The sequence below is a fragment of the Saccharothrix sp. S26 genome, from assembly GCF_021390395.1.
GTDB lineage: Bacteria > Actinomycetota > Actinomycetes > Mycobacteriales > Pseudonocardiaceae > Actinosynnema.
The window spans coordinates 255,597-275,578 of sequence record NZ_JAJUWT010000006.1; the positions used below are offsets into that span (position 1 = coordinate 255,597).

The window sequence follows — 19,982 nt, forward strand, 5'->3', positions numbered from 1 at the left end:
CGCCGCGCCGTCCGCACCGGCCAGGGCCCGGTCGCGCACCGGGGCAACGACGACCGCGTCCCGGTGCTACGGGAGGGTGGGCAGGTAGGCGGGTGCGCGCCGCGCCGGCGCGGCGCGCTCGAACGCCGCCGCGAACCGCAGGACCGCGGCGTCCGCCCCGCGTCCCGCCATGAACGACACGCCGATCGGGAGCGGGCCGGAGAAGCCCGCCGGGACGGTGACGTTCGGGTAGCCCGAGACCGCCGCCGGAGTGGCGGAGCCCAGTCCGGCGGGGTCGCCGGCGTAGTCGGTCCGCCACGCCGGGGCGTTCGTCGGGGCCATGATCACGTCCAGGCGGTGCGCCTCGATCACCTCGTCGATCGACCGGCGCGCCAGGTCCGTCGCGGTGCGACGCTGGTCGAGGTAGGTCGGGTCGGTGAGCGGTGGCGCCTTCTCGGCCTCGAAGAACAGGTCCTGCCCGAACCTGCTCAGCTCGACGGGATCCGCCTCGTTGAACTCGATCAGCTCCCGCACGGTCCGCGGCACGCCCGGTCGCGTCCTGAGGTACGCCTCCAGGTCGTGCTTGAACTCCGCGACCAGCGCGGGCAGCCCGATCGCCTCGATCCGGGCCTGGTAGGGCAGGTCGACCTCGACCACGGTGGCGCCGTGGCGTCCGAGCACGTCCACCGCCTCCTGGACGACCCGGTCGGCCTCCGCGTCGTGGCCCGCCCGGCGCCACACGCCGACGCGTGCACCGTGCAGCGGGTCGGACGCGAGCGCGGCGGTGTAGTCCACCCCGCGTCCGGCCAGGACCGACATCAGGATCGCGGCGTCCACGACGTGCCGCGCCACGGGGCCGGCGGTGTCCTGCCGGGTCGAGATCGGCACGATCCCGTGGCCGCTGATCGTGCCGTGCGTGGGCTTGAACCCCACGACGCCCGACTGGCTCGACGGGCAGACGATCGAGCCGTTGGTCTCGGTACCCACCGCCACCTGCGCCAACGAGGCCGCGACCGCCGCGCCCGAGCCCGACGACGAGCCGCACGGGTTGCGGTCCAGCACGTGCGGGTTGTTGGTCTGCCCGCCCACGCCCGACCAGCCGGAGGTGGACCACGCGGACCGGAAGTTCCCCCACTCCGACATGTTGGTCTTGCCCAGCACCACGGCCCCCGCCGCGCGCAGGCGCTTGACCAGTTCGGCGTCGTCCGACGGCGGCACGTGCAGCGCCCGCGAGCCCGCCGTGGTGCCCAGACCCCGGGTGTCGATGTTGTCCTTGATCAGCACCGGGATGCCGTCCATCGACCCGAGCGCCTGGCCGCGGGCACGTCGGCGATCGCTCTCGGCCGCCTGGTCGAGTGCCTCGGGATGCACGAAGAGCACCGACCGCACCTGCCGGTCCACGGTGGCGATGCGTTCCAGATAGGCGTGGGTCAGCTCGACGGAGGTCAGCGCACCCGACTCCATCCGGTCGACCAGCTGCGGGATCGTGGCCGCGTCGAGGTCGAGGTCGAGGTCCGGACGCGGGCCGGCCTCGGCACGGGCCGGCGGCACGGCGGACGGAGAGGACATGGCGTACACCCCAAGCCGGCGGGCGGCCGGCGTCAAGCCATGGGCCGTTACATCTGTGTTTCGGTGAGGCCGTACCCGGGTATGACACCGCTTTCGCATCGTGAAACGCCTGGTCGCTCGTACCCGTGGCGCTTGGTTGCTCTTGATCGGGGTACACGGGTGCCAGCCCGGCACGGGCGAGTCCTGTCGACCGAGTCATCCGAGGTGGACCATGTGCGGAATCGCCGGTGAAGTCGTGACCGGCCGGAACGACGTCCCGGACCTCGACGCCGTGACCCGCATGACAGGCGCGATGAGATCGCGCGGGCCGGACGGCGAGGGTTACTGGTCGGAGGGGCGGGTGGCCCTCGGGCACCGCAGGCTCTCGATCATCGACCTGTCCGACACCGGCTCCCAGCCCATGGTCGACGCCGAACTGGGACTCGCCGTCGCCTTCAACGGGTGCATTTACAACTACCAGGAGTTGCGGGCCGAGCTGTCCGACCGGTACCGCTTCACGTCCACCAGCGACACCGAGGTCGTCCTCAGGGCCTACGACCGGTGGGGTGAGCGGTTCGTCGAGCACCTGGTCGGCATGTTCGCCATCGCCCTGGTCGACCGGCGGCGCGACCGCGTGCTGCTGGCCCGCGACCGGCTGGGCATCAAGCCGCTGTACGTCGCCGACGTGGCGGGCCGGACCCGGTTCGCCTCCAGCCTGCCCGCGCTGCTGGCCGGCGGTGGCGTGGACACCGGCCTGGACCCGGTCGGCCTGCACCACTACCTGTCGTGGCACTCCATCGTCCCGGCGCCGCGCACGATCCTGCGCGGGGTGCGCAAGCTGCCGCCCGCCACCATGCGCGTCCTCGAACCCGGCCGCGAGCCCCGCGACCACGTCTACTGGCAGCCGACCTACACCCGGCGGCCCGAGCACGCCGGGTGGACCGCGCAGGACTGGCGAGACGCCGTGCGCGAGGCCCTGCGCACCGCGGTGCGACGACGGACGGTCGCCGACGTCGAGGTGGGCGTGCTGCTGTCGGGCGGGGTGGACTCCAGCCTCCTGGTCGCCCTGCTGGCCGAGGAGGGGCAGCGGCCCAGCACGTTCAGCATCGGCTTCACCGACCGCGACGGCCTCGACGGCGACGAGTTCGCCTACTCCGACGCCGTCGCGCAGAAGTTCGGCACCGACCACCACCAGCTGCGCATCGGCGACGACGAGCTGGCACCCGCCGTCGGGCGCGCCGTCGCGGCGATGAGCGAGCCGTTGGGCACCCACGACGTCACCGCGTTCCACCTGATCTGCCGGGAGGTGTCCCGTCACGTCAAGGTCGTCCAGTCCGGTCAGGGAGCCGACGAGGTGTTCGGGGGCTACCGCTACCACCAGCCGGCGGCCGGAGCACCGCGGCCCGGGGCCGCGCGAGTGCTCCGCGACGCGTTCGCCGACCACGACCACGACGACCTCGCACGCATCCTGCTGCCGGACTGGCTGACCGACCACGACCCCAGCGGCGAACTGCTCGCCCACCACCTCGACCGGCCGGGCGCGGACACGGCGCTGGACGCCGTGCTGCGCACCGACACGCACCTGCTGATGCCGGACGACCCGGTCAAGCGGGTGGACAACATGGCGATGGCGTGGGGCGTCGAGGCCAGGGTGCCGTTCCTCGACCAGGACCTCGTCGAGCTGGTCGCGGCGTGTCCGCCGGAGCACAAGTCCGGCCAGGGCGGCAAGGCCGTCCTCAAGGACATCGGGCGTGAGGTGCTGCCCATCGAGGTGGTCGACCGTCCCAAGGGCTACTTCCCCGTCCCCGCCCTCACCAGGCTCGACGGCGAGGTACTGGACATGGTGCGCACCGCGCTGTCGTCGGACGCGGCCCGTCGGCGCGGCATCCTGCGACCCGACTACGTCAAGGCCCTGCTCGACGACCCGAACGGCCACTCGACCAAGGTCGGCGGCAACGAGCTGTGGCAGGTCGGCATGCTCGAGCTGTGGCTCCAGCACCACGGCATCGGCTGACCCGGCGGGTCGGGGGAGGGGGCAGGCCGTCGAGCGCCCGCACCGCCCGGTCAGGGCGCTCGTCAGGTGGTCCGGTGGGGCGGGGAGGTCAGCTCGCCGGTGTGCACCAGCCTGTCGGCGAGGTCGCGCAGCTTCATGTTCGCCCGCTGGCTGGCCCGCACGAGCAGGGTGAACGCCTGGTCGCCGGTGAACTTGTGGCGTTCCATCAGGATGCCCTTGGCCTGCCCGATCAGGTCGCGGGTCCGCATCGCCTCGGTCAGGTGCTCGCGCTCCTGCGAGGCCGCCAGGGCGACGGCGGCGTGGCTCGCGAACAGCGACCCGACGTGTTGGGAATCCTCGTCGAACGCCCGGACGTCCGGCGAGTAGAGGTTGAGCGCACCGAGGTCGTCGTCCTGCACGAACAGCTGGAACGACAGCATGCTGGACACCTCCAGCAGCGTCGCCCGCTCGGTGAACGAGGGCCATCGCCTCTCCGGGCGACGTCGGGCATGTCGACGACCTTCTCCAGGTAGAGCGCATCGAGGCACGGGCCCTCCCCGGTGTCGTACTGGACCTGGTCGACCTGACCGGGCAGTTCACCGGTGACCGAGACCGTCTGCACCCGGTGCTTGGCGAGAACCATCATGAGCCCGGCGCGACGGGCACCGGGAACGGTGTCCACCGCCGCGCGCACGATCTCGTCCAGTGTTTCCTGCGTGCTGGACTGGCGGTGCAGCGTGAGCGCCACCTGGCTCAGGTTCACGGCCAGGTCGTCGTGGTCCTGACGTTCCGTCGTCGCGATGGACCTTCCGTGTCCGTTCTGGGAGCGGCTGGTCGGGCGCTGGGCCATGTGCCCCTCTCCATCTCGTCAGGGGTCGATGCGGCCTCCGGATCGGGAGACGGGCACTGGTAGGACCGCGGTATCCCAACCCTGCCCTCCCTTCGCCGGCGGAAAGCGAGACGTGCGGGGCTCGCCTCCGCTACGACCCGCGGACCACCCCGCCGACTCGGGTGCCCGACGCCTGGACGGCCCACCGGGACGCGGGGTGCTGGGCGACGGCGACGATCCCGGAGCTCGCTGTCGGCCGTGCCGGCCCGGCCCGCTTCGCGTACGGGATCCTGACCGTCGCCGGGGCCGACGGCCACCCCTGCCCGTCACTCCGACGGGGGTTTCTCCGCCTCGTGCGGGGTACTGGCGCAGTGCGTCAAGCAGCCGGCGCGTTCACTCGACGGTTGGACGAAGGCGGCGACGCGGGATGTCTTCGGAGTACGACGATTTCCTGGCCGGGGTACTTCGGGGCTACGTGCGGTTGGTCACCGGGCAGTTAGGGTTCCGCCCTGAGCGCGGATACGTCCAGGCCACGACCGCGTACCTCGAGCTCGACGGCAGGCTGCCCGGCTTCCCGGACCGCGAGGTGGCCTTGTTGTGGGACGACCGCGGTGGCTGGGCTGCGGCGGTGGAGACGCACATCGGCGAGGACCTGATCCTCCAGGCGTGGTTCGGCGCGAAGTCCTTCCCGGGCCGCGGGCGGTGGCCGGGCGGGCGCGTGCGTTGTTGAGCGGCGCCACGCGGAACGGCTCGCCGGCCCGACCACGCGGGGACTTGGCCGGTCGGTTGGCGCCGTACGCCGCCGCGACGCTGACGCCGGTGTCCCGGACCGCGTGAGGCGCCGGTTGACGGTGGTTCCGACGCGTCCGGCGATGGACCCGCGAATCCCGGGTTCGCGACCGGTCGCACCGGTCAGGAGGGTGTTCCGGGCGATTTCGATGGGTAGCCTGCCGAGTGCCGTGCCCTCGGGCACGGCGGGACCGCGCAAGTGGTGGGCCAGGCCTGACGCGGTGTCGTTGAGCAGACAGCGCCCACGGCGGTCTGGTTGCGCGGTGCGGACCGGACGACATCGTCCGGCCCGCACCGCGCCCGATCACCCGCGGTTCTGCGCCGCCGAGCGCCGTCGGACCGCCGCGTGGCGCCCGACGGCTTGTCGACTACTTCCGGTCGTCCGACAACGCCGAGCGCACCGCGTCTTTCACGCGGTCGAACAGGGCCACCGCGGGTCCTGCCACGAGGTTGGCGGTGGCGGACTGGGTGCTCGGGTGCGGGTGCGTCGGCGCCGTGCGCTCGGCCGCCCGGACCAGTCCCGCCATGCGGCGCAGTTGCTCGGGGTCGTGCTGCTGGCGCAGGTAGCGGAACTCGTAGGCCTCCTCGTGGTGGGCGTGCTGCAACACCGCCTCGCGCAGGCGGGCGAGCTTCTCGGGGAAGCTCGGGTCCTCGGTGCCGATGGACTCCAGGTGTGCCAGCTGTTCCTTGGCGTGTTCCTCTTCGGCCAGCCGGTCCTCCACGATGGCGTCACCGCCGTCGACGCTGCGGCGCGTGGCGGGGTGGACGACCATCTCCTCGGCGGTCTCGTGGACGGCGAGCAACCGGACGAGCCGGGCGAAGGCGTCCGACCGCTGCTCGCCCGCGGAAGACTGGACCTCCGCGAACAGGTCGCGGATCTCCATGTGCTGGCCGATCAGCAGCTCCACGACGTCAGCGTCGCGCTCGGTGTCCGGCTCTGATGTGGTGGTCATCGTGCCTCCGTCAGCTGGTGGTGTGCTGCTGCCGCAGCGAGGCCACGGGGTGCTCACCGTTGGTCGCGTGCCGGTAGTCGGTGCCGAACTGTTCGCGGTGCAGGTCGATCACGCGCTCGCTCGGTGGCAGCTCCCCGCCCATCAAGGCGTCCTGCATGGCTTCAAACCGCTCGTGCGCCTCCTGGACGTAACCCGTGCCCAGGGTGGTCAGGTCGATCTGCGTGTCCAGCAGCTCGCGCAGGTACTCCTTGTTCGGCTCGAACGTCACCGGCGCGGGCAGCTCCGGTGCGAGGACTTCCTCCGGTTCACGGCCGTCGTTGGCGCGCATGAGCTCGCACGCGAGGTGCAGGTGTTCCAGCTCCATGTTCAGGTGCAGTTCCCAGATCGCCTTGATCCGGCGGTCGGACTCGGTCTGCATGAACGAGTAGTACAGGTAGCACTCGTTGTACTCGTGGTTGACCAACCGCTCCCACCACGTCTCACCGGGGTCCACAAGGGACTCGTAGTGGGTGACGTGCTCCTCCTCGATCAGGCCGATCTCCTGGTAGAGCTGCCGGGCGATCGGCTCCATGTACTCGGGCCCGACGTTCATGTAGAAGTTCATGGTCTGCTGCTCGGCGGACATGATGGTCAACGCGTGCAGCTTGGAGATCGGGGCCGCCGTGCTGCGGTCGTAGGGCTCGCGCACGTTGTCGGCCGGGTGCCGGTGATGGTACTTGGTCGGCCTGCCGGGGATGACCTCGGTGAGGTCGTCGACGATCCGCTCGGCCTTGCGGCGCTGGACCATCTCGTACAGGTTGGCGTAGCGGTAGAGGTGGTCGAAGTCCTCCAGCACGCCGAACTGGTACGCCTGCTTGAGGTACGGGTCGGGCTCCATGCGCGCCACCCACGCGGTGAGGTCCACCGCGACCTGCTCGTAGGCGATCGTGGTCTCCAGCGCGGAGGACGCCCCCGGCAGCAGCCAGTTGACCGCCTTCTGCTGCTGTTGCTCGATGTAGCGCACCTCGGCCAGCCGGCGCTTGACGTCCATGTCCGCACAGTTGCGGGCGAACTGGTGGCTGAACAGCAACGCCTCGACCTCGATGCCGTTCATCGTGATGATCCGGCACCGGGTGTACGGGTCGCTGTGGTCGGGGTCGATCGGGTCCACGTCGAGCTCGCGCCAGTTCCGGACCTGGCGGTCCAGCGGGATGCCACGGTGTTCCAGCGGGTTGAAGCCTGTCGTCGTCATCGAATTCCTCGCACGTCGTCGTTGCGTTGGTCCCGGATCGCCTCGGTGACCGGGCAGACGGTGGTCAGGACGGGCTCCAGCGACGGCCAGGCGCCCAGCAGCGCATCCGGGTCGGTGAAGCGCAGCGCCCTGGCCACCTCGTTGGTCGAGACCACCAGCTCGACCGGCACGCCTCGGGCCCGCGCCTGGGTGCGCACCGCAGCCACCAGCGCGGCACCGTGGCCGTCGCAGCCGGTGGCTCGGGACAGGTCGAGGATCAGCACCCGCGGCGACTCGGCCAGGCACCGCTGCGCGGCTTCGACCAAGGGGGTCCGCACGGCGCCGGTGACCCGCAGCACCAGCACGCCCGGAGCGGGTTCCGCGCGGTCGACCGGCGGGCCGGCCGGATCCGGCTCCACCGGCCCGCGGCGTGCGTCGACAGTGGTCATCTGTTCCCTCCCGGAAGGGGTTCTCGTCCGGCGCGTGCGGCGGCGACGTGGGCGGCTCGGGCGTGGGACACCACAGGCCGAAGGAGGGAGGCCGAGGTCGTGGGCACGACCTCGGCACTCGCCGTGCCGACTCCTCAAGGCCCGGGCGTGCGGGGCCTCCTCCCGTCCGCAGCGGGTCCTCGTGCTCGTGCGGCGACCAAGGGCATGATCACGTCCTCGTGCCCGATATCGGCTGTGGGTGACGGAATGGGGCGCGCCGGCCACGTCGATGGAACGTGACGGGATGTCGTCCCGACGGTGCCTCCTCCACCGTGGCACGGGTCTCGCGGCGCGGCGACTCGGGATCCGGGAGGAGACCGCGCGGTAAGGCCGCCGGGACCAGAACAGCACCCGTCCAGGTGAGACCTGGACACGGATGTGCACCTATGGTGACGGCCGGACCGCGATCGGGTCACCGGGTGGGCGGGTTTCGCACTCCTTGAGGACGTCGACGAGTCGAGCGGGCCAGCGTGCGGCCATCGCACCACAAGACCCCGGCTGTCGCCTGTGCCCGGACGTCCCACGGGACAGTCTTCCAGGTGTGCTGTGGACGAGTTCGGTGGCCTCGACCTGCGCGTTGCCTCGCGCCGAATCAGCTCGCTCAGACGGACGAAGGTGCGGAAGGACAGCGGAATCAAGGGCTAATTGTTGCGGGTCATGACGTTGGCGACGGCTGGTAGGGCCTGCGACGAGGGGACGGGTCTTTCGGCGGCAGGATGACAAGTGCGACCAACCGTCCGCCGAGCAGAGGTCGGCGAGCACCTTAATGCGCAGTGCTTCGCGGCCTTCCGCGAAGGACGAGCGGGCGATGCCCTCCATGATGATCCCCAACAGCAGGTGGGCCGCCATATCCTCGCGTCCGGCCGGGTTCAGGGGGTGCCCGCGCCGTAGAGACCGCGGTGCCGAGCCCTGCGAGTCCGGGAGCGACGAGATCGGGCACCGCCTCCAGGTCGGCCAGCGCGAACTCGTGGTAACGCCGCGGCTCGTCGCCCAGGTTCAGCGGTTCACCGGCGACGCGGTGCAGGTAGGCCAGTACCGCGCGGGTCGAGTAGATTCACCGGGACGCGCCGTAACGTGGACGTGCCGGACCGCGATGCCGGGCGCAATCGGAACGCTTGCTCGTGTCCAACAGTGTGTTCGATGGCCGTTCCTGCCATGTCCAGGCCAGGAGCACACCATGAACGAGCAGGGCACGACATCGTTGCGGACCGCCACAGCGGCTGACATCGCGCGGGACGGGGTGCTGGTCACCATTGTCACCGGCGAAGTGGACTTGGACAACGCCGCGGAACTGGCCGCGGAGTTGTCCGCCCGGTTGGACGAGCAGCCCACCGCGTTGGTTCCCGAGGCGTGCCTGTCCATGTCCACAAAGGACTTCGCCGGTGAACTCGATCAGGTCCTCGAGTTCACCGCCGATACGATGGACGCTTGGTCCTTCTCGCATCGTTAGGCGTCCGAGGCAGCCGTGCCCGTTCGTGCGACCGTGCCCTCAGCTCGTCGGATGTCGAGCCGGTCGGTTCCGTCGGCTGGTGGAGCGCAGCGAAGGTGTCGCACAGGGTCTGCAGGCCGGAGTCGGCAGCGTACCGACCGCCGATATCACCTGCTACTCGCCATCAAGGACGAACAGCGTCGGCATCGAGGGCACCTCGAACCTCGATATGGACGCGGCTGTTCGAAGGCTGATCAGTCGTTGTGCGGGTCGGTGGTCGGTGGGCAGCAGGTCCCGAGGTGGGCTTGGAGTTCGGTGAGTGCGGTGGTGATGCCGGTGGGGTTGGCGCGGTAGTAGACGGTCTTGCCGTCGCGGCGGGCGGTGAGCAGGCCGCCTTGGCGCAGGGCGGAGAGCTGTTCGCTGGCGGTGGACTGGGCGATGCCCAGGCGTTCGGCGGCCTGGCCGACGGTCAGTTCGGCGTTGCCGGCGAACTCCAGCATGAGCTGCTGGCGGCTCTCGCTGGCCAGGGCCTTGAGGAAGCGGCGGGACGTCTCACCGAGTTCGACCACGGAATGATGATGGCCGTCATCTCGTCATTTCGCGAATTTCCGATACTATCGAGCTATGTCGATGGTTGAGGTAGTGGTGATCGGTGGCGGCCAGTCCGGCTTGGCAGCCGCGTATGCGGTGAAAGTTGCTGGTGGAAGCCCTGTGGTAATGGAGGCGGGGGAGCGGTCGACGGGCTCGTGGGCGGGTTACTACGACAGCCTGAGGTTGTTCTCGCCCGCTCGGTACAGCGCGCTGCCGGGCCTGGCGTTCGGGGGCGACCCTGACCGGTACCCGCGCCGGGACGAGGTGGTGGCCTACCTGGCGCGGTACGCCGAGTGGCTGGGAGTGGAGATCCGCACCGGGCAGCGGGTGGAGAAGATCGTGGCCGGTGCGGGCGGTTTCGAGGTGGCTGTGGCCGGTGGCGAGCGGGTGTCGGCTCGGCGGGTGATCGCGGCGACCGGTGGGTTCGGCGCGCCCTACCGGCCTGCGTTGCCAGGGCTGGATCGGTTCGCGGGTTCGGTGGTGCACGCCGCGGAGTACCGGATCCCGGAGCCGTACGCGGGCAAGCGGGTTGTGGTGGTGGGCGCGGGCAACTCCGCGGTGCAGATCGCGCACGAGCTGGCGTCGGAAGCGCGGGTGACGTTGTCCAGTCGCAAGCCGGTCCGCTTCGTCAAGCAGCGTCCGTTGGGGCGGGATGTGCACTGGTGGTGGTCGGTGACCGGGGTGGACCGGGCGCCGGTCGGGCGGTGGTTGCCCAAGCAGTTCTCCACCCCGGTGTTGGACGGGGGCACCTATCGGGCTGCGATCGCGGCGGGTCGGCCCGACCGTCGGCCGATGTTCACCGACCTCGACGGTGACATGGTCACCTGGTCCGACGGTGGCCGTGAGCGGGTCGACGCGTTGATCCTGGCCACCGGGTACCGGCCGGGGCTGGGGTACCTGGAGGCGATGGGCGCGTTGGACGTCGAGGGCTTCGCGCGGCACCGTTCGGGGCTGTCGACTACGCATCCCGGTTTGGGGTTCGTGGGGTTGGAGTGGCAGCGCAGTCTGTCCTCGGCGACGCTGCGCGGTGTCGGGCGCGACGCCCGCTACGTGGTGCGGCGCCTGGGACGGTGACCGGTGACTGCTCGCCGTGATATCGGGGGTGCTTTTGTCGGTGGGCGGGCGTACGTTGCCCGGCCATGAGGAAGCCGCACGAGCAGGTCGGTGTGGGCGAGCTGGTGGAGGCGTTCCGCGCGCAGGCCGCGAAGGTGCGTGCCCACCCGCTGTTCGCGACCGCGGTCTACTCGTTCTCGTTCACGATGCTCGGCTCGCCGCAGGGGAGTCGGTTCCTGTTCCCGCCGGCCACTGAGGACCAGCAGCACTACCTGGCCTCGGTGCTGCGGCCGTTCCTGTCCCAGCGCGACATGGTCTCGCTCGGCGTCTGCTTCGGGCAGTTCAGGCAGGGATGCGCCGATCCGTTGATCGCCAAGGGGTTCGACGATCTGCGGGAGGACTACAAGAGGGCGAGCAGGAGCGTGCTGTTCGCCACTACCGGCACGTGGAGGAAGGGCGAGGCGCCGCCGGACCGGGTCTACACGGACTGGGAGGTCGCCGAGGCCGTGCTCTACGGCGGTGGTCTGGTGCACGTGAATCCGGAGCCGCGGCGGCTGCTCAAGACCCTGGATGGGCCAGGCAGTGCCGAGTGGAACAACCAGGCGGTGATGCGCCTGTTCCACACCGTCGGAACCGCGGCCCTGAGGGTCGACGACCTGCTCGACCTCGCTCAACAGCAGGGTGCCCTGCCGTCCTGATGCCGGTGGCCCCACGGGCCACCGGCGCCGGAGTGGTCGGTCAGGCTGGCTGGTCGAGCAGTTCGGCCAGCAGGCCGCGCACGCGGCGGTCGATGTCGTCGCGGATCTGGCGCACGGACTCCACGCCCTGCCCGGCCGGGTCTTGGAGCTCCCAGTCGAGGTAGCGCTTGCCGGGGAAGACGGGGCAGGTGTCGCCGCAACCCATGGTGATGACCACGTCGGAGGCTTCGACGGCCTCGGTGGTGAGCTTCTTGGGCACCTCGGCGGTGATGTCCAGGCCCCACTCGGCGAGCGCCTGCGTGGCGGTGGGGTTGACCTGGTCGGCGGGGGCGGAGCCGGCGGAGCGGACCTCGACGCGGCCCAGGCCGTGGTGCTGGAGCAGCGCGGCGGCCATCTGGGAGCGGCCGGCGTTGTGGATGCAGACGAACAGGACCTCGGGCTTGCGGTTCAACGCTGTTGTCCTTCGGTATCAGGTGGTGATCGGCTATGCGGTGGGGTGGACGGCGGGTGCGAGGCGGTCGACGCGGTCGGCCAGGTCGCGGAAGGCGATGTCGAAGGCGTCCTCGGTGCCGACGGTCGCCGGGTCCGGCACGGACCAGTGCAGCCGGTCCGTGCGGTCGGCGCCGAGTTCCTCGTGGGCGTTGTCGCACACGGCGACGACCAGGTCGTCGGGCTGGAGCACCTCGTCGAGGTGGTGGGTGCGGGCGCGGGGTAGCGACAGACCGTGGGCGCGGGCGGTGGCCAGGGCCATCGGGTGCACGCGGTCGGCGGGGCGGGTGCCCGCGCTCGCGGCGGGCACGGAGCTGCGCTCGCGCCACAGCGCGGCGGCCAGCTGCGATCGCGCGGAGTTGCGCGAGCACACGAAGACCACTCGCGGCGCCTGGCGGAGCCCGGTGGGGACCAGGTCGGTGAACACGGTGGTGCGCAGCCGCAGGTAGGTGCGGCGGTGGTCGCCCTCCGACCGGGACCGCTCGACGACTCCTGCCTGTTCCAGCAGCTTGACGTGGTGGGCGAGCAGGTTGCTGGGCAGCCCGAGTTCGCGGCCGACCTCGCTGGGCGAGGCGTCGCCGAGCAGCAGCAGCTCCACCACGGCCAGGCGGGCGGGTTCGCCCAGGGCCGCGTGCAGGCGTGCCCGCTCGACCACGTCCGAAGGCCAGTCAGTACTCATTGACTCAATGCTGCTTGAGGCGGAATGCCCGCGTCAACCCGGTGCGATCGAAACCACCCGTGCTCGCGCGCCCACGCCTGCGTGGCCATCTGCACCGCGTCGAACGGGCTGCCCAACGGCGGGGTGTAGGACAGGTCGAGGTCTTCGAGGTCGGCCACGGTCATGCCGTGGTGCAGGGCGGTGGCGAAGGTGTCGACGCGCTTGTGCGCGGCGCTGGCGAGGTGGCCGACCAGTTGGGCGCCGAGGAAGCGGCCGGTGTCGGTGTCACCGGTGACCCGGATGTGGATGCTGTGGGCGCCGGGGTAGTAGCGCTTGTGGTCGTCGGCCACCGTGGCGACGGTGGCCGGGGTGAACCCGTCGGCCTCGTGCTCCCGCAGTCCGGTGCGGGCGATGACCAGGTCGAACACCTTGAGCACCTGGGTGCCCAGCGAGCCGGTGAACTCGCGGTCGCCGCCCAGGGCGTTCTCGCCGGCGATGCGGCCCTGCTTGTGCGCGGTGGTGCCCAGCGGCAGGTAGGTGTCGGTGCCCAGTACGCGGTGGTAGGGGTGGACGCAGTCGCCGGCGGCATAGACGTTGGCGACGCTGGTGCGCATGTGGCGGTCGACGGCGATCGCGCCCCGCACGCCCAGGACGACGCCGGCGGTCTCGGCGAGGGCGGTGTCGGGGCGCGCACCGACGACGACAAGCACGACATCGGTGCGCAGGTCGAGACCCCGGCTGCCGGTGACCAGCAGGCCGTCGCCGCTCTTGGTGATGCGCTGCACGGTGGTGTCGGTGCGCACGTCGACGTTGTGGGCCCGCAGTTCGTCGGAGACCAGGGCGCCGAGTTCGGGGTCGACGGTGGGCAGGACCTGGGGCAGCCGCTCGACGACGGTCACGCGCAGGCCGCGGGCGTGCAGGGCCTCGGTCATCTCCAGGCCGATGTAGCCGGCGCCCACGACGACCGCGGACTTCGGGGCCCGACCCAGGCTACGGTGAGGTCGAAGGTGTCGTCCATGGTGTGCAGCAGGTGCACGCCGTCGGCGGGGCCGAGATCGTCCAGGCCGGTGATCGGCGGACGGGCGGGCACCGCGCCCGTGCCCACGATGAGCTTGTCGTAGTCGAGCTCGTGGGTGCCGGTGGCGTCCCGCACGGTCACGACCTGTCGCCGCGGGTCGATCGACAGTGCGCGGGTGTTCAACCGCAGTTCCAACCCGGCGTCCTCCAGGTCGGTGCGGGTGCGGTGGGCCAACGATCGCCAGTCCGGGACGTCGCCGGAGACGTGGTAGGGGATCCCGCAGATGGAGAAGTTCGGGTAGGCGTCGGCGACCACCAGCAGCGGTCGTGCGGTCGGGTCCAGCTCGCGGGCGCGCAGTCCCGCGCTGATGCCCGCGTCACTGCCCCCGATCACCACCAGGCGTGTCATGGAGCTCGTTCCTCGTCGAAGTGGGTCCACCGTGGTCCGTGGGTTGACTTCAACACTAAGAGTCAACAAGTGTTGAGTCAACAAACGCTGACTGAACTTGTTGGGAGTCCCCCCATGCCGACGACGCACGAGTACCGGCGCAACGACCTGAGCGTCGACCAGCAGTTGGCGCTGCGCACCGCGGCCTCCCGCCTGTGCGAGGCGTTCGACGGGGTCTTCGGCGCGGAGACCATCGAGCGGTTCCTGCACTCCAGTTACGACGGGTTCGCCGCGGCCAGCACCGTCCCCAACTACCTGCCCCTGCTTGCCGAGCGCTTCGCCCGGCAACGCCTGCACGTGCTGGCCCGGGTAGAGGGGCACCAGCGGGACGGCAAGCCCACCGTGCTGTTCCTGTGCGTGCACAACGCCGGGCGTAGCCAGATGGCCCTGGGCTTCTTCCAACATCTGGCGGGCGACGGCGCCGTGGCCTGGTCGGGCAGCTCCGAGCCCGGTCACGAGATCAATCCGGCGGCGGTCGTCGCGATGGCCGAGCGCGGTATCGACATCTCCGGCGAGTTCCCCAAGCCGTGGGCCGAGGAGATCGTCCGCGCTGCCGATGTCGTGGTGACCATGGGTTGCGGCGACGCCTGCCCGGTCCATCCCGGCAAGCGCTACCTGGACTGGGTGCTGGACGACCCGGCGGGCAGGGCGGTCGAGGACGTCCGGTCGGTGCGCGACGAGATCGAACGACGGGTCCGTGCGCTGCTGGTCGAACTGGAGGTGCTTGTTGGCTGAGTTCGCCGGCCGGTCAGTCGCGCAGGTCGGTGATCAGGCCGCGGACGCGGCGGTCGATGTCGTCGCGGATGACGCGCACGGTCTCCATCGGGGCGTCCACGGGGTCGGCCACCTGCCAGTCGAGGTAGCGCTTGCTCGGGTAGACCGGGCAGGCGTCGCCGCACCCCATGGTGACGACCACATCGGTCGCGCGGACGACCTCGTCGGTCAGCGGCTTCGGATAACCGTGGGTGAGCGGGATGCCCAGTTCGCCCAGGGCTTCCACGATGGTGTCCGGGATGACGCCCAACGGGTTGCTACCCGCCGACCGCACGGCGACCTTGCCGAACGCGTGGTGCTCCAGCAGCGCGGCGGCCATCTGCGAGCGCCCGACGTTGTGCACGCACACGAACAGCACCTGCGGCACGGTGACCGTGGTGAGACCCTTGAGACGGCCCAGGTCGGTCAGCCGCTGCCGGGCGAACCGCGCGGTCAACGTGGCCAGGTGGGTTCTGACCGTGGCGCGGGAATCGAGCAGGTCGTAGGTCTCGGCCACGAAGCGCCGGACGGTCTGCGCGCTGAACACCCCCTGGAACTTGTCGGTCAGCTCGTCGGCCATGCGGTGCAACTGGTCGCCCACCTCGTGATGAGGCAGACCGTCCCCCAAGCTCATGAGGTCCCTCCCTGGACCGGACTCCGTCGGCGCGGAGCACACCAGCTTGCATCGACTTGTGTCAATCCAAGCCCTACTCTCGGAGGTCATGGTGGAGTTCCCGGGTGATCCGCGGGTGGACGGTCCACCGCTGGTGAGTCGTCCGGTCAGGTGCGGTCCGGCCGGGAGTCGTCGAACGCGCGCTGCGCGGGGCGGCGCTGTGGGACGAGGTGAAGGACAAGCTCAAGCAGAACGCGTTCGGCCTGTCCGGCGGCCAGCAGCAGCGGCTGTGCATCGCCCGCGCCATCGCCACCTCACCCGAGGTGATCCTCATGGACGAGCCCTGCTCGGCGCTGGACCCCATCGCCACCGCCAAGATCGAGGACCTGATGGTGGAGTTGGCGACCCGGTTCACCATCATCATCGTCACGCACAACATGCAGCAGGCGGCCCGTGTCTCGCAGCGCACCGGCTTCTTCACCGCCGAAGCCGACGAGCAGGGGCAGCGCACCGGCAAGCTGATCGAGTTCGCCACCACCGAGCACATCTTCGGCAACCCCGCCGACGCCCGCACCGAGGCGTACATCACCGGTAGGTTCGGCTGACATGGCCGGTCCGATGGTCCAGGCGTGGGAGTCCGACCACTCCCGCTTCCACAGCCGCAGGCGTGCCTGCCTCACGGCGGGGGAGAAGCTGCCCGACCGGCTCGCCCTGCTCGTCGTCGACCACGGCGCCGAGGTCGACGAGCTGGCCCGGTCGTTGGCCGGGCAGCCCGTGGAGCTGCGGACCTGCCCGGACCCGGCGGAAGCGCTGCTCGTGGTGGGTCGCACCTGTCCGGACGCGGTGCTGCTCGGACCCGCGACCGGACGGTTGGACCCGATCGAGTTCCTGTCGATCGTGCGCGCCGACGACCCCGACGTGCCGGTGGTCGTCGGCGCCGACCCAGGCTCGGGCGACTTCGCCAGCCGTGCCACGGACGCGGGCGCCAACGTCGTCGTCCCCCGCCCTTACCGGGTCAAGCAGCTCCTCGCCGTGCTCAGCTCCCTGTCGTCCGGCGCCCAGCCGCTGGACATCCGGCCGATGGCGATCGACCTCGGGCGGCTCAAGGTCGACGGCGAGGTGCCCCGCATGTGGCTGGACGGCGCCGAGATCACCCTCCCGCCCATGGAGTTCCTGCTGCTGCGCTTCTTCGCCGAGCGCGTCGGCTCCGTGCTCACCCGGGAAGCCGTCGTGAGGGCGCTGTGGGGAGAGACGCCTCCGTCGAGCAACAGCCTGAACGTGCACGTCGCACGCCTGCGCAAGCGCCTGGGCGACGACGATCACGACCCGCAGTGGATCCGCGTCGTCCGCCGACTGGGTTATCAGTTCACCGTGCCGCCACGTTCACCTGACGTTCACCCTGGTCGTTGAGGATGCGACCATTGCATCCACGGATTTCGGACCAGCGGGGGAGGCTGCGCTGCTCATGGCGGACGAACGCGACCCCGCGGCAGCGGCGCAGCTGTTCAAGGCCCTCGCCGACCCGGTCCGGGTTCAGCTGCTCGCACTGGTGCGGCGGTCACCGTCCGGCGAGGCGTGCTTCTGCGACCTGGCCGACGAGTTCGACATGCCCCAGTCCACGCTCAGCCATCACCTGAAGATCCTGGTCAACGCCGGTGTGCTGAGCAGGGAGCGCCGCGGCACCTGGAGTTGGTACCGGGTGGAGCACTCGGCGCTGGACACCATGGAGCAGATGCTGCGACCGGGCGGGCCGCTCCGTGAAACCCCGGTCGACGTGGAGCGCGGCTGACACATCAGCATCATCTGATATCATTCTCGACTGATGTCACTCGATGCTGATGTGTTACGCGTCCTGGCCGACCCGTTGCGGGCCCGGATCGTGGAGCTGCTGGCGGACGAGGCGTTGTGCACCTGCCACCTGGTCGAGGAGACCGGGGCGAAGCAGACCAACGTCTCCAACCACCTCAGGCTGCTGCGCGAGGCCGGGATCGTCGAGGCCGAGCCCCGCGGACGCTTCACCTACTACCGACTCGTGCCCGACGCGCTCGAACGCGCCGCGGGCACGTTGAGCGCGCTCGCCTCGCGGGTCCGCACCACCGATCAACCCCGGAGGCCCTGTTGAGCGCGCCCACCACCGACCGTTCCGACGTCCTGCGCGGACTGTCGTTCCTGGACCGGTTCCTCCCGGTGTGGATCGGCGTGGCCATGGCCGCCGGACTCGCGCTGGGCCGGTTCGTGCCCGGCCTCCAGGGCGTCCTGGACGCGGTGAAGATCTCCGAGGTCTCGCTGCCGATCGCCCTGGGCCTGCTGCTGATGATGTATCCGGTGCTGGCGAAGGTCCGCTACGACAAGCTCGACACCGTCACCGGTGACCGCCGCACCCTCGTGCTGTCGCTCGTGCTGAACTGGGTGCTCGGCCCAGCGCTGATGTTCGCGCTGGCGTGGATCTTCCTGGCCGACCTGCCCGAGTACCGCACCGGCCTGATCATCGTCGGTCTCGCCCGCTGCATCGCCATGGTCATCATCTGGAACGACCTGGCCTGCGGCGACCGTGAGGCCGCCGCCGTGCTGGTCGCGGTGAACTCGGTGTTCCAGGTCGTCATGTTCGGCGTGCTGGGCTGGTTCTACCTCGACCTGCTGCCCGGCTGGCTGGGCCTGGACACCACGTCGCTGGACTTCTCCCCGTGGGAGATCGCGCTGTCCGTGGTGATCTTCCTGGGCATCCCGCTGGCCGCCGGCTACCTCAGCCGCCGCATCGGCGAGCGCACCCGCGGCCGGGACTGGTACGAGTCGAAGTTCCTGCCGAAGATCGGGCCCATCGCGTTGTACGGTCTGCTGTTCACCATCGTCCTGCTGTTCGCGCTTCAGGGTGATCGGATCACGTCCCAGCCGCTGGACGTGGCCCGGATCGCATTGCCGCTGCTGGTGTACTTCGCGGTCATGTGGATCGGCGGGTACGCCCTGGGCAAGGCCGCCGGGCTGTCCTACGAGCGGACCACCACCCTGGCGTTCACCGCCGCCGGCAACAACTTCGAACTGGCCATCGCGGTCGCGATCGGCGTGTTCGGCGTGACCTCCGGACAGGCCCTCGCCGGCGTGGTCGGCCCGCTGATCGAGGTGCCGGTGCTCGTGGGCCTGGTCTACGTCAGCCTGTGGCTGCGCAAGCGGTGGAGCACGACCTGACCGTCATCGTCATCGGCGGCGGCCAAGCAGGGCTCGCCGCCGGCTACTACCTCCGCCGGGCCGGGCTGGGCTTCACCATCCTCGACGCCCAACCCGTGCCCGGCGGCGCGTGGCCGCACGGCTGGGACTCCCTGCGCCTGTTCTCCCCGGCCCGGCACAGCTCGCTGCCCGGGTGGCCGATGCCCCGCTTCCCGCACGAGGGCTATCCGACCGCCGAGCACGTCGTGGACTACCTGGCCGCCTACGAGAAGCGCTACGAGCTGCCCGTCGAACGCTCGGTGCGTGTGCGTTCAGTCCGGCGGGTCGACGGCGGCTACGACGTGGACGGACGCTTCGCCGAGGCGGTGATCAGCGCGACCGGCACGTGGTGGCGGCCGTTCATCCCCGCCGCCGCCCGCAGCCTGCCGGGTCGTCAGCTGCACACCGTGCACTACCGCAACCCGCAGGAGTTCGCCGGGCAGCGCGTGGTCGTGGTCGGCGGCGGCAACTCCGGCGCCCAGATCGCCGCGGACCTCGCGAGCCACGTCGACCTCACCTGGTTCACCCGCCACCCACCCCGCTACCTGCCCGACGAGATCGACGGCAAGGCCTGTTCGACATCGCCACCCACACCCCTGGCGGGGTCGGGGCCCTCGGCGACATCGTCGCGGTCCCGCCCGTGCGCCACGCCCGCGACCAGGGACTGCTCATCGCTCAACCGATGGACCACCAGGTGCTCACCGCTGCCGACGCCGTCATCTGGTGCACCGGCTTCCGCCCCGCGCTCGACCACCTCGCACCGCTGGGCCTGCGCGACCGCAACGGCCACGTCCACGCCGAACCCCGCTTGCACCCGCTCGGCTACGGCAACTGGACCGGTCCCGCCTCGGCCACCCTGATCGGCGTCGGCCCGACAGCCCGTAACGCCGTGCACGCCATCGGGAAGGAGCTGGGTGTGGTCATCCGGAGATGACCATCCCCGCGACGCCGTTGTACGCGTAGATGCCGAGCAGGAGCACGGTGACGGCTCCGGTCAGGTAGACCACTGACGTTGCCTGGAAGAAACGGCGCCTGCTGGTGGTCCGGCCCTGCCGACATCCCAGGCGCTGACCACGCCGAGGCCGGCCGGCATGACGAAGCCCATCGCCGTCAGCACGCCGACCAGCAGGGGCGCGAGCGGATCGGCCGTTCCCAATTCGGGTTCTCCATTCCTGTCGATGCCTGCGCACACCACCGCGAATGGGCTGGGCGTGACCACCCGGAGATGATCACGCCCAGCCGG

23 protein-coding genes and 1 pseudogene are annotated in these 19,982 nt (G+C 70.6%); 12 read left to right on the plus strand and 12 right to left on the minus strand.

Features of this window, described 5'->3' with window-relative positions; all coding sequences use genetic code 11:
* Positions 1–66 precede the first annotated feature (66 nt).
* Positions 67–1,548 carry an amidase family protein gene (locus LZG04_RS11715; RefSeq protein ID WP_233815854.1) on the minus strand — a complete coding sequence of 494 codons (1,482 nt, stop codon included), beginning with the start codon at positions 1,546–1,548 and terminating at the stop codon, positions 67–69.
* Between the two features lie 211 nt (positions 1,549–1,759).
* Between LZG04_RS11715 and LZG04_RS11720 the strand changes: the two genes are divergently transcribed.
* Positions 1,760–3,541, plus strand: coding sequence for an N-acetylglutaminylglutamine amidotransferase (locus tag LZG04_RS11720; RefSeq protein ID WP_267936044.1), 1,782 nt, complete (start codon positions 1,760–1,762; stop codon positions 3,539–3,541).
* Between the two features lie 62 nt (positions 3,542–3,603).
* Here the strand turns inward: LZG04_RS11720 and LZG04_RS11725 are convergent, their stop codons facing one another.
* Entirely contained in the window at positions 3,604–4,068 is a 465-nt protein-coding gene (locus LZG04_RS11725) for an ANTAR domain-containing protein (protein WP_374202805.1), read from the minus strand.
* 708 nt (positions 4,069–4,776) lie between these two features.
* Between LZG04_RS11725 and LZG04_RS11730 the strand changes: the two genes are divergently transcribed.
* Entirely contained in the window at positions 4,777–5,079 is a 303-nt protein-coding gene (locus tag LZG04_RS11730; protein ID WP_233815857.1) for a DUF6292 family protein, read from the plus strand.
* Between the two features lie 427 nt (positions 5,080–5,506).
* Here LZG04_RS11730 and LZG04_RS11735 read toward each other — a convergent pair whose 3' ends face one another.
* Genes LZG04_RS11735 through LZG04_RS11745 form a run of 3 tightly spaced genes read right to left on the minus strand, consistent with a single transcriptional unit; the run spans position 5,507 to position 7,750 of the window.
* Positions 5,507–6,091, minus strand: a complete 585-nt coding sequence (locus tag LZG04_RS11735) for a hemerythrin domain-containing protein (RefSeq protein WP_233815858.1) — start codon at positions 6,089–6,091, stop codon at positions 5,507–5,509.
* 10 nt (positions 6,092–6,101) lie between these two features.
* On the minus strand, positions 6,102–7,322 hold the full coding sequence (locus tag LZG04_RS11740) for a hypothetical protein (protein ID WP_233815859.1): 1,221 nt from the start codon (positions 7,320–7,322) through the stop codon (positions 6,102–6,104).
* Entirely contained in the window at positions 7,319–7,750 is a 432-nt protein-coding gene (locus LZG04_RS11745) for an STAS domain-containing protein (RefSeq protein WP_233815860.1), read from the minus strand. Before LZG04_RS11745 ends, LZG04_RS11740 begins: the two co-directional genes overlap by 4 nt.
* 1,216 nt (positions 7,751–8,966) lie before the next feature.
* On the opposite strand from LZG04_RS11745, the gene LZG04_RS11750 reads away from it, so the two are divergent.
* The gene (locus tag LZG04_RS11750; RefSeq protein WP_233815861.1) at positions 8,967–9,239 is read left to right on the plus strand and encodes a hypothetical protein; all 273 of its coding nucleotides are present in this window, start codon (positions 8,967–8,969) and stop codon (positions 9,237–9,239) included.
* 233 nt (positions 9,240–9,472) lie between these two features.
* On the opposite strand, the gene LZG04_RS11755 is transcribed toward LZG04_RS11750, so the two are convergent.
* On the minus strand, positions 9,473–9,787 hold the full coding sequence (locus LZG04_RS11755; protein WP_233815862.1) for a helix-turn-helix transcriptional regulator: 315 nt from the start codon (positions 9,785–9,787) through the stop codon (positions 9,473–9,475).
* Positions 9,788–9,848: 61 nt separating this feature from the next.
* Here LZG04_RS11755 and LZG04_RS11760 point away from each other — a divergent pair, with 61 nt between their 5' ends.
* Positions 9,849–10,883, plus strand: coding sequence for an NAD(P)/FAD-dependent oxidoreductase (locus tag LZG04_RS11760; protein WP_233816015.1), 1,035 nt, complete (start codon positions 9,849–9,851; stop codon positions 10,881–10,883).
* 92 nt (positions 10,884–10,975) lie between these two features.
* Entirely contained in the window at positions 10,976–11,560 is a 585-nt protein-coding gene (locus LZG04_RS11765) for a hypothetical protein (RefSeq protein WP_233815863.1), read from the plus strand.
* A gap of 40 nt (positions 11,561–11,600) precedes the next feature.
* Here the strand turns inward: LZG04_RS11765 and LZG04_RS11770 are convergent, their stop codons facing one another.
* From LZG04_RS11770 to LZG04_RS11785, 4 genes are read right to left on the minus strand one after another with little or no spacing between them, the layout of a single operon-like run.
* The gene (locus LZG04_RS11770; RefSeq protein WP_233815864.1) at positions 11,601–12,011 is read right to left on the minus strand and encodes an arsenate reductase ArsC; all 411 of its coding nucleotides are present in this window, start codon (positions 12,009–12,011) and stop codon (positions 11,601–11,603) included.
* 33 nt (positions 12,012–12,044) lie between these two features.
* Positions 12,045–12,728 (minus strand): helix-turn-helix domain-containing protein, encoded by a 684-nt coding sequence (locus tag LZG04_RS11775; protein WP_233815865.1) that lies wholly within the window; start codon positions 12,726–12,728, stop codon positions 12,045–12,047.
* A complete protein-coding gene (locus tag LZG04_RS11780) occupies positions 12,725–13,666 on the minus strand; it encodes an FAD-dependent oxidoreductase (RefSeq protein WP_233815866.1) in 942 nt (313 codons plus the stop codon). The genes LZG04_RS11775 and LZG04_RS11780 overlap by 4 nt, the downstream gene beginning before the upstream one ends.
* Complete coding sequence (locus LZG04_RS11785; RefSeq protein ID WP_233815867.1) at positions 13,636–14,133, minus strand: FAD/NAD(P)-binding oxidoreductase; 498 nt, start codon at positions 14,131–14,133, stop codon at positions 13,636–13,638. Before LZG04_RS11785 ends, LZG04_RS11780 begins: the two co-directional genes overlap by 31 nt.
* A 114-nt stretch (positions 14,134–14,247) precedes the next feature.
* Here LZG04_RS11785 and LZG04_RS11790 point away from each other — a divergent pair, with 114 nt between their 5' ends.
* The gene (locus LZG04_RS11790) at positions 14,248–14,907 is read left to right on the plus strand and encodes an arsenate reductase ArsC (RefSeq protein WP_233815868.1); all 660 of its coding nucleotides are present in this window, start codon (positions 14,248–14,250) and stop codon (positions 14,905–14,907) included.
* 13 nt (positions 14,908–14,920) lie between these two features.
* On the opposite strand, the gene LZG04_RS11795 is transcribed toward LZG04_RS11790, so the two are convergent.
* Positions 14,921–15,559: an arsenate reductase ArsC gene (locus LZG04_RS11795; RefSeq protein WP_233815869.1), complete on the minus strand. Its 639-nt coding sequence runs from the start codon at positions 15,557–15,559 to the stop codon at positions 14,921–14,923.
* Positions 15,560–15,699: 140 nt separating this feature from the next.
* On the opposite strand from LZG04_RS11795, the pseudogene LZG04_RS11800 reads away from it, so the two are divergent.
* The 6 genes and pseudogenes from LZG04_RS11800 to LZG04_RS11825 form a co-directional block, all read left to right on the plus strand.
* Positions 15,700–16,143, plus strand: a pseudogene (locus tag LZG04_RS11800) (phosphate ABC transporter ATP-binding protein); the annotation flags it as partial.
* 1 nt (position 16,144) lies between these two features.
* A complete protein-coding gene (locus LZG04_RS11805) occupies positions 16,145–16,948 on the plus strand; it encodes a response regulator transcription factor (protein WP_233815870.1) in 804 nt (267 codons plus the stop codon).
* 55 nt (positions 16,949–17,003) lie between these two features.
* Positions 17,004–17,327 (plus strand): helix-turn-helix transcriptional regulator, encoded by a 324-nt coding sequence (locus tag LZG04_RS11810; RefSeq protein WP_233815871.1) that lies wholly within the window; start codon positions 17,004–17,006, stop codon positions 17,325–17,327.
* Positions 17,328–17,360: 33 nt separating this feature from the next.
* Positions 17,361–17,660 carry a helix-turn-helix transcriptional regulator gene (locus tag LZG04_RS11815; RefSeq protein WP_233815872.1) on the plus strand — a complete coding sequence of 100 codons (300 nt, stop codon included), beginning with the start codon at positions 17,361–17,363 and terminating at the stop codon, positions 17,658–17,660.
* Entirely contained in the window at positions 17,657–18,721 is a 1,065-nt protein-coding gene (arsB, locus tag LZG04_RS11820) for an ACR3 family arsenite efflux transporter (protein WP_308199052.1), read from the plus strand. Before LZG04_RS11815 ends, arsB begins: the two co-directional genes overlap by 4 nt.
* Complete coding sequence (locus tag LZG04_RS11825) at positions 18,691–19,599, plus strand: NAD(P)-binding domain-containing protein (protein ID WP_233815873.1); 909 nt, start codon at positions 18,691–18,693, stop codon at positions 19,597–19,599. Before arsB ends, LZG04_RS11825 begins: the two co-directional genes overlap by 31 nt.
* Positions 19,600–19,733: 134 nt before the next feature.
* On the opposite strand, the gene LZG04_RS11830 is transcribed toward LZG04_RS11825, so the two are convergent.
* Entirely contained in the window at positions 19,734–19,958 is a 225-nt protein-coding gene (locus LZG04_RS11830) for a hypothetical protein (protein WP_233815874.1), read from the minus strand.
* Between the last annotated feature and the right edge of the window lie 24 nt (positions 19,959–19,982).

Excerpts from the sequence above, each read along its gene's own strand:
- LZG04_RS11775 (WP_233815865.1), bottom strand. The coding sequence starts at position 12,728 with ATGAGTACTGACTGGCCTTCGGACGTGGTCGAGCGGGCACGCCTGCAC.
- LZG04_RS11745 (WP_233815860.1), bottom strand. The coding sequence starts at position 7,750 with ATGACCACTGTCGACGCACGCCGCGGGCCGGTGGAGCCGGATCCGGCC.
- LZG04_RS11720 (WP_267936044.1), top strand. The coding sequence starts at position 1,760 with ATGTGCGGAATCGCCGGTGAAGTCGTGACCGGCCGGAACGACGTCCCG.
- LZG04_RS11795 (WP_233815869.1), bottom strand. The coding sequence starts at position 15,559 with ATGAGCTTGGGGGACGGTCTGCCTCATCACGAGGTGGGCGACCAGTTG.
- LZG04_RS11760 (WP_233816015.1), top strand. The coding sequence starts at position 9,849 with ATGGTTGAGGTAGTGGTGATCGGTGGCGGCCAGTCCGGCTTGGCAGCC.
- LZG04_RS11805 (WP_233815870.1), top strand. The coding sequence starts at position 16,145 with ATGGCCGGTCCGATGGTCCAGGCGTGGGAGTCCGACCACTCCCGCTTC.
- LZG04_RS11790 (WP_233815868.1), top strand. The coding sequence starts at position 14,248 with ATGCCGACGACGCACGAGTACCGGCGCAACGACCTGAGCGTCGACCAG.
- LZG04_RS11815 (WP_233815872.1), top strand. The coding sequence starts at position 17,361 with ATGTCACTCGATGCTGATGTGTTACGCGTCCTGGCCGACCCGTTGCGG.
- LZG04_RS11750 (WP_233815861.1), top strand. The coding sequence starts at position 8,967 with ATGAACGAGCAGGGCACGACATCGTTGCGGACCGCCACAGCGGCTGAC.
- LZG04_RS11785 (WP_233815867.1), bottom strand. The coding sequence starts at position 14,133 with ATGACACGCCTGGTGGTGATCGGGGGCAGTGACGCGGGCATCAGCGCG.
- LZG04_RS11715 (WP_233815854.1), bottom strand. The coding sequence starts at position 1,548 with ATGTCCTCTCCGTCCGCCGTGCCGCCGGCCCGTGCCGAGGCCGGCCCG.
- LZG04_RS11730 (WP_233815857.1), top strand. The coding sequence starts at position 4,777 with ATGTCTTCGGAGTACGACGATTTCCTGGCCGGGGTACTTCGGGGCTAC.
- LZG04_RS11810 (WP_233815871.1), top strand. The coding sequence starts at position 17,004 with ATGGCGGACGAACGCGACCCCGCGGCAGCGGCGCAGCTGTTCAAGGCC.
- LZG04_RS11735 (WP_233815858.1), bottom strand. The coding sequence starts at position 6,091 with ATGACCACCACATCAGAGCCGGACACCGAGCGCGACGCTGACGTCGTG.
- LZG04_RS11740 (WP_233815859.1), bottom strand. The coding sequence starts at position 7,322 with ATGACGACGACAGGCTTCAACCCGCTGGAACACCGTGGCATCCCGCTG.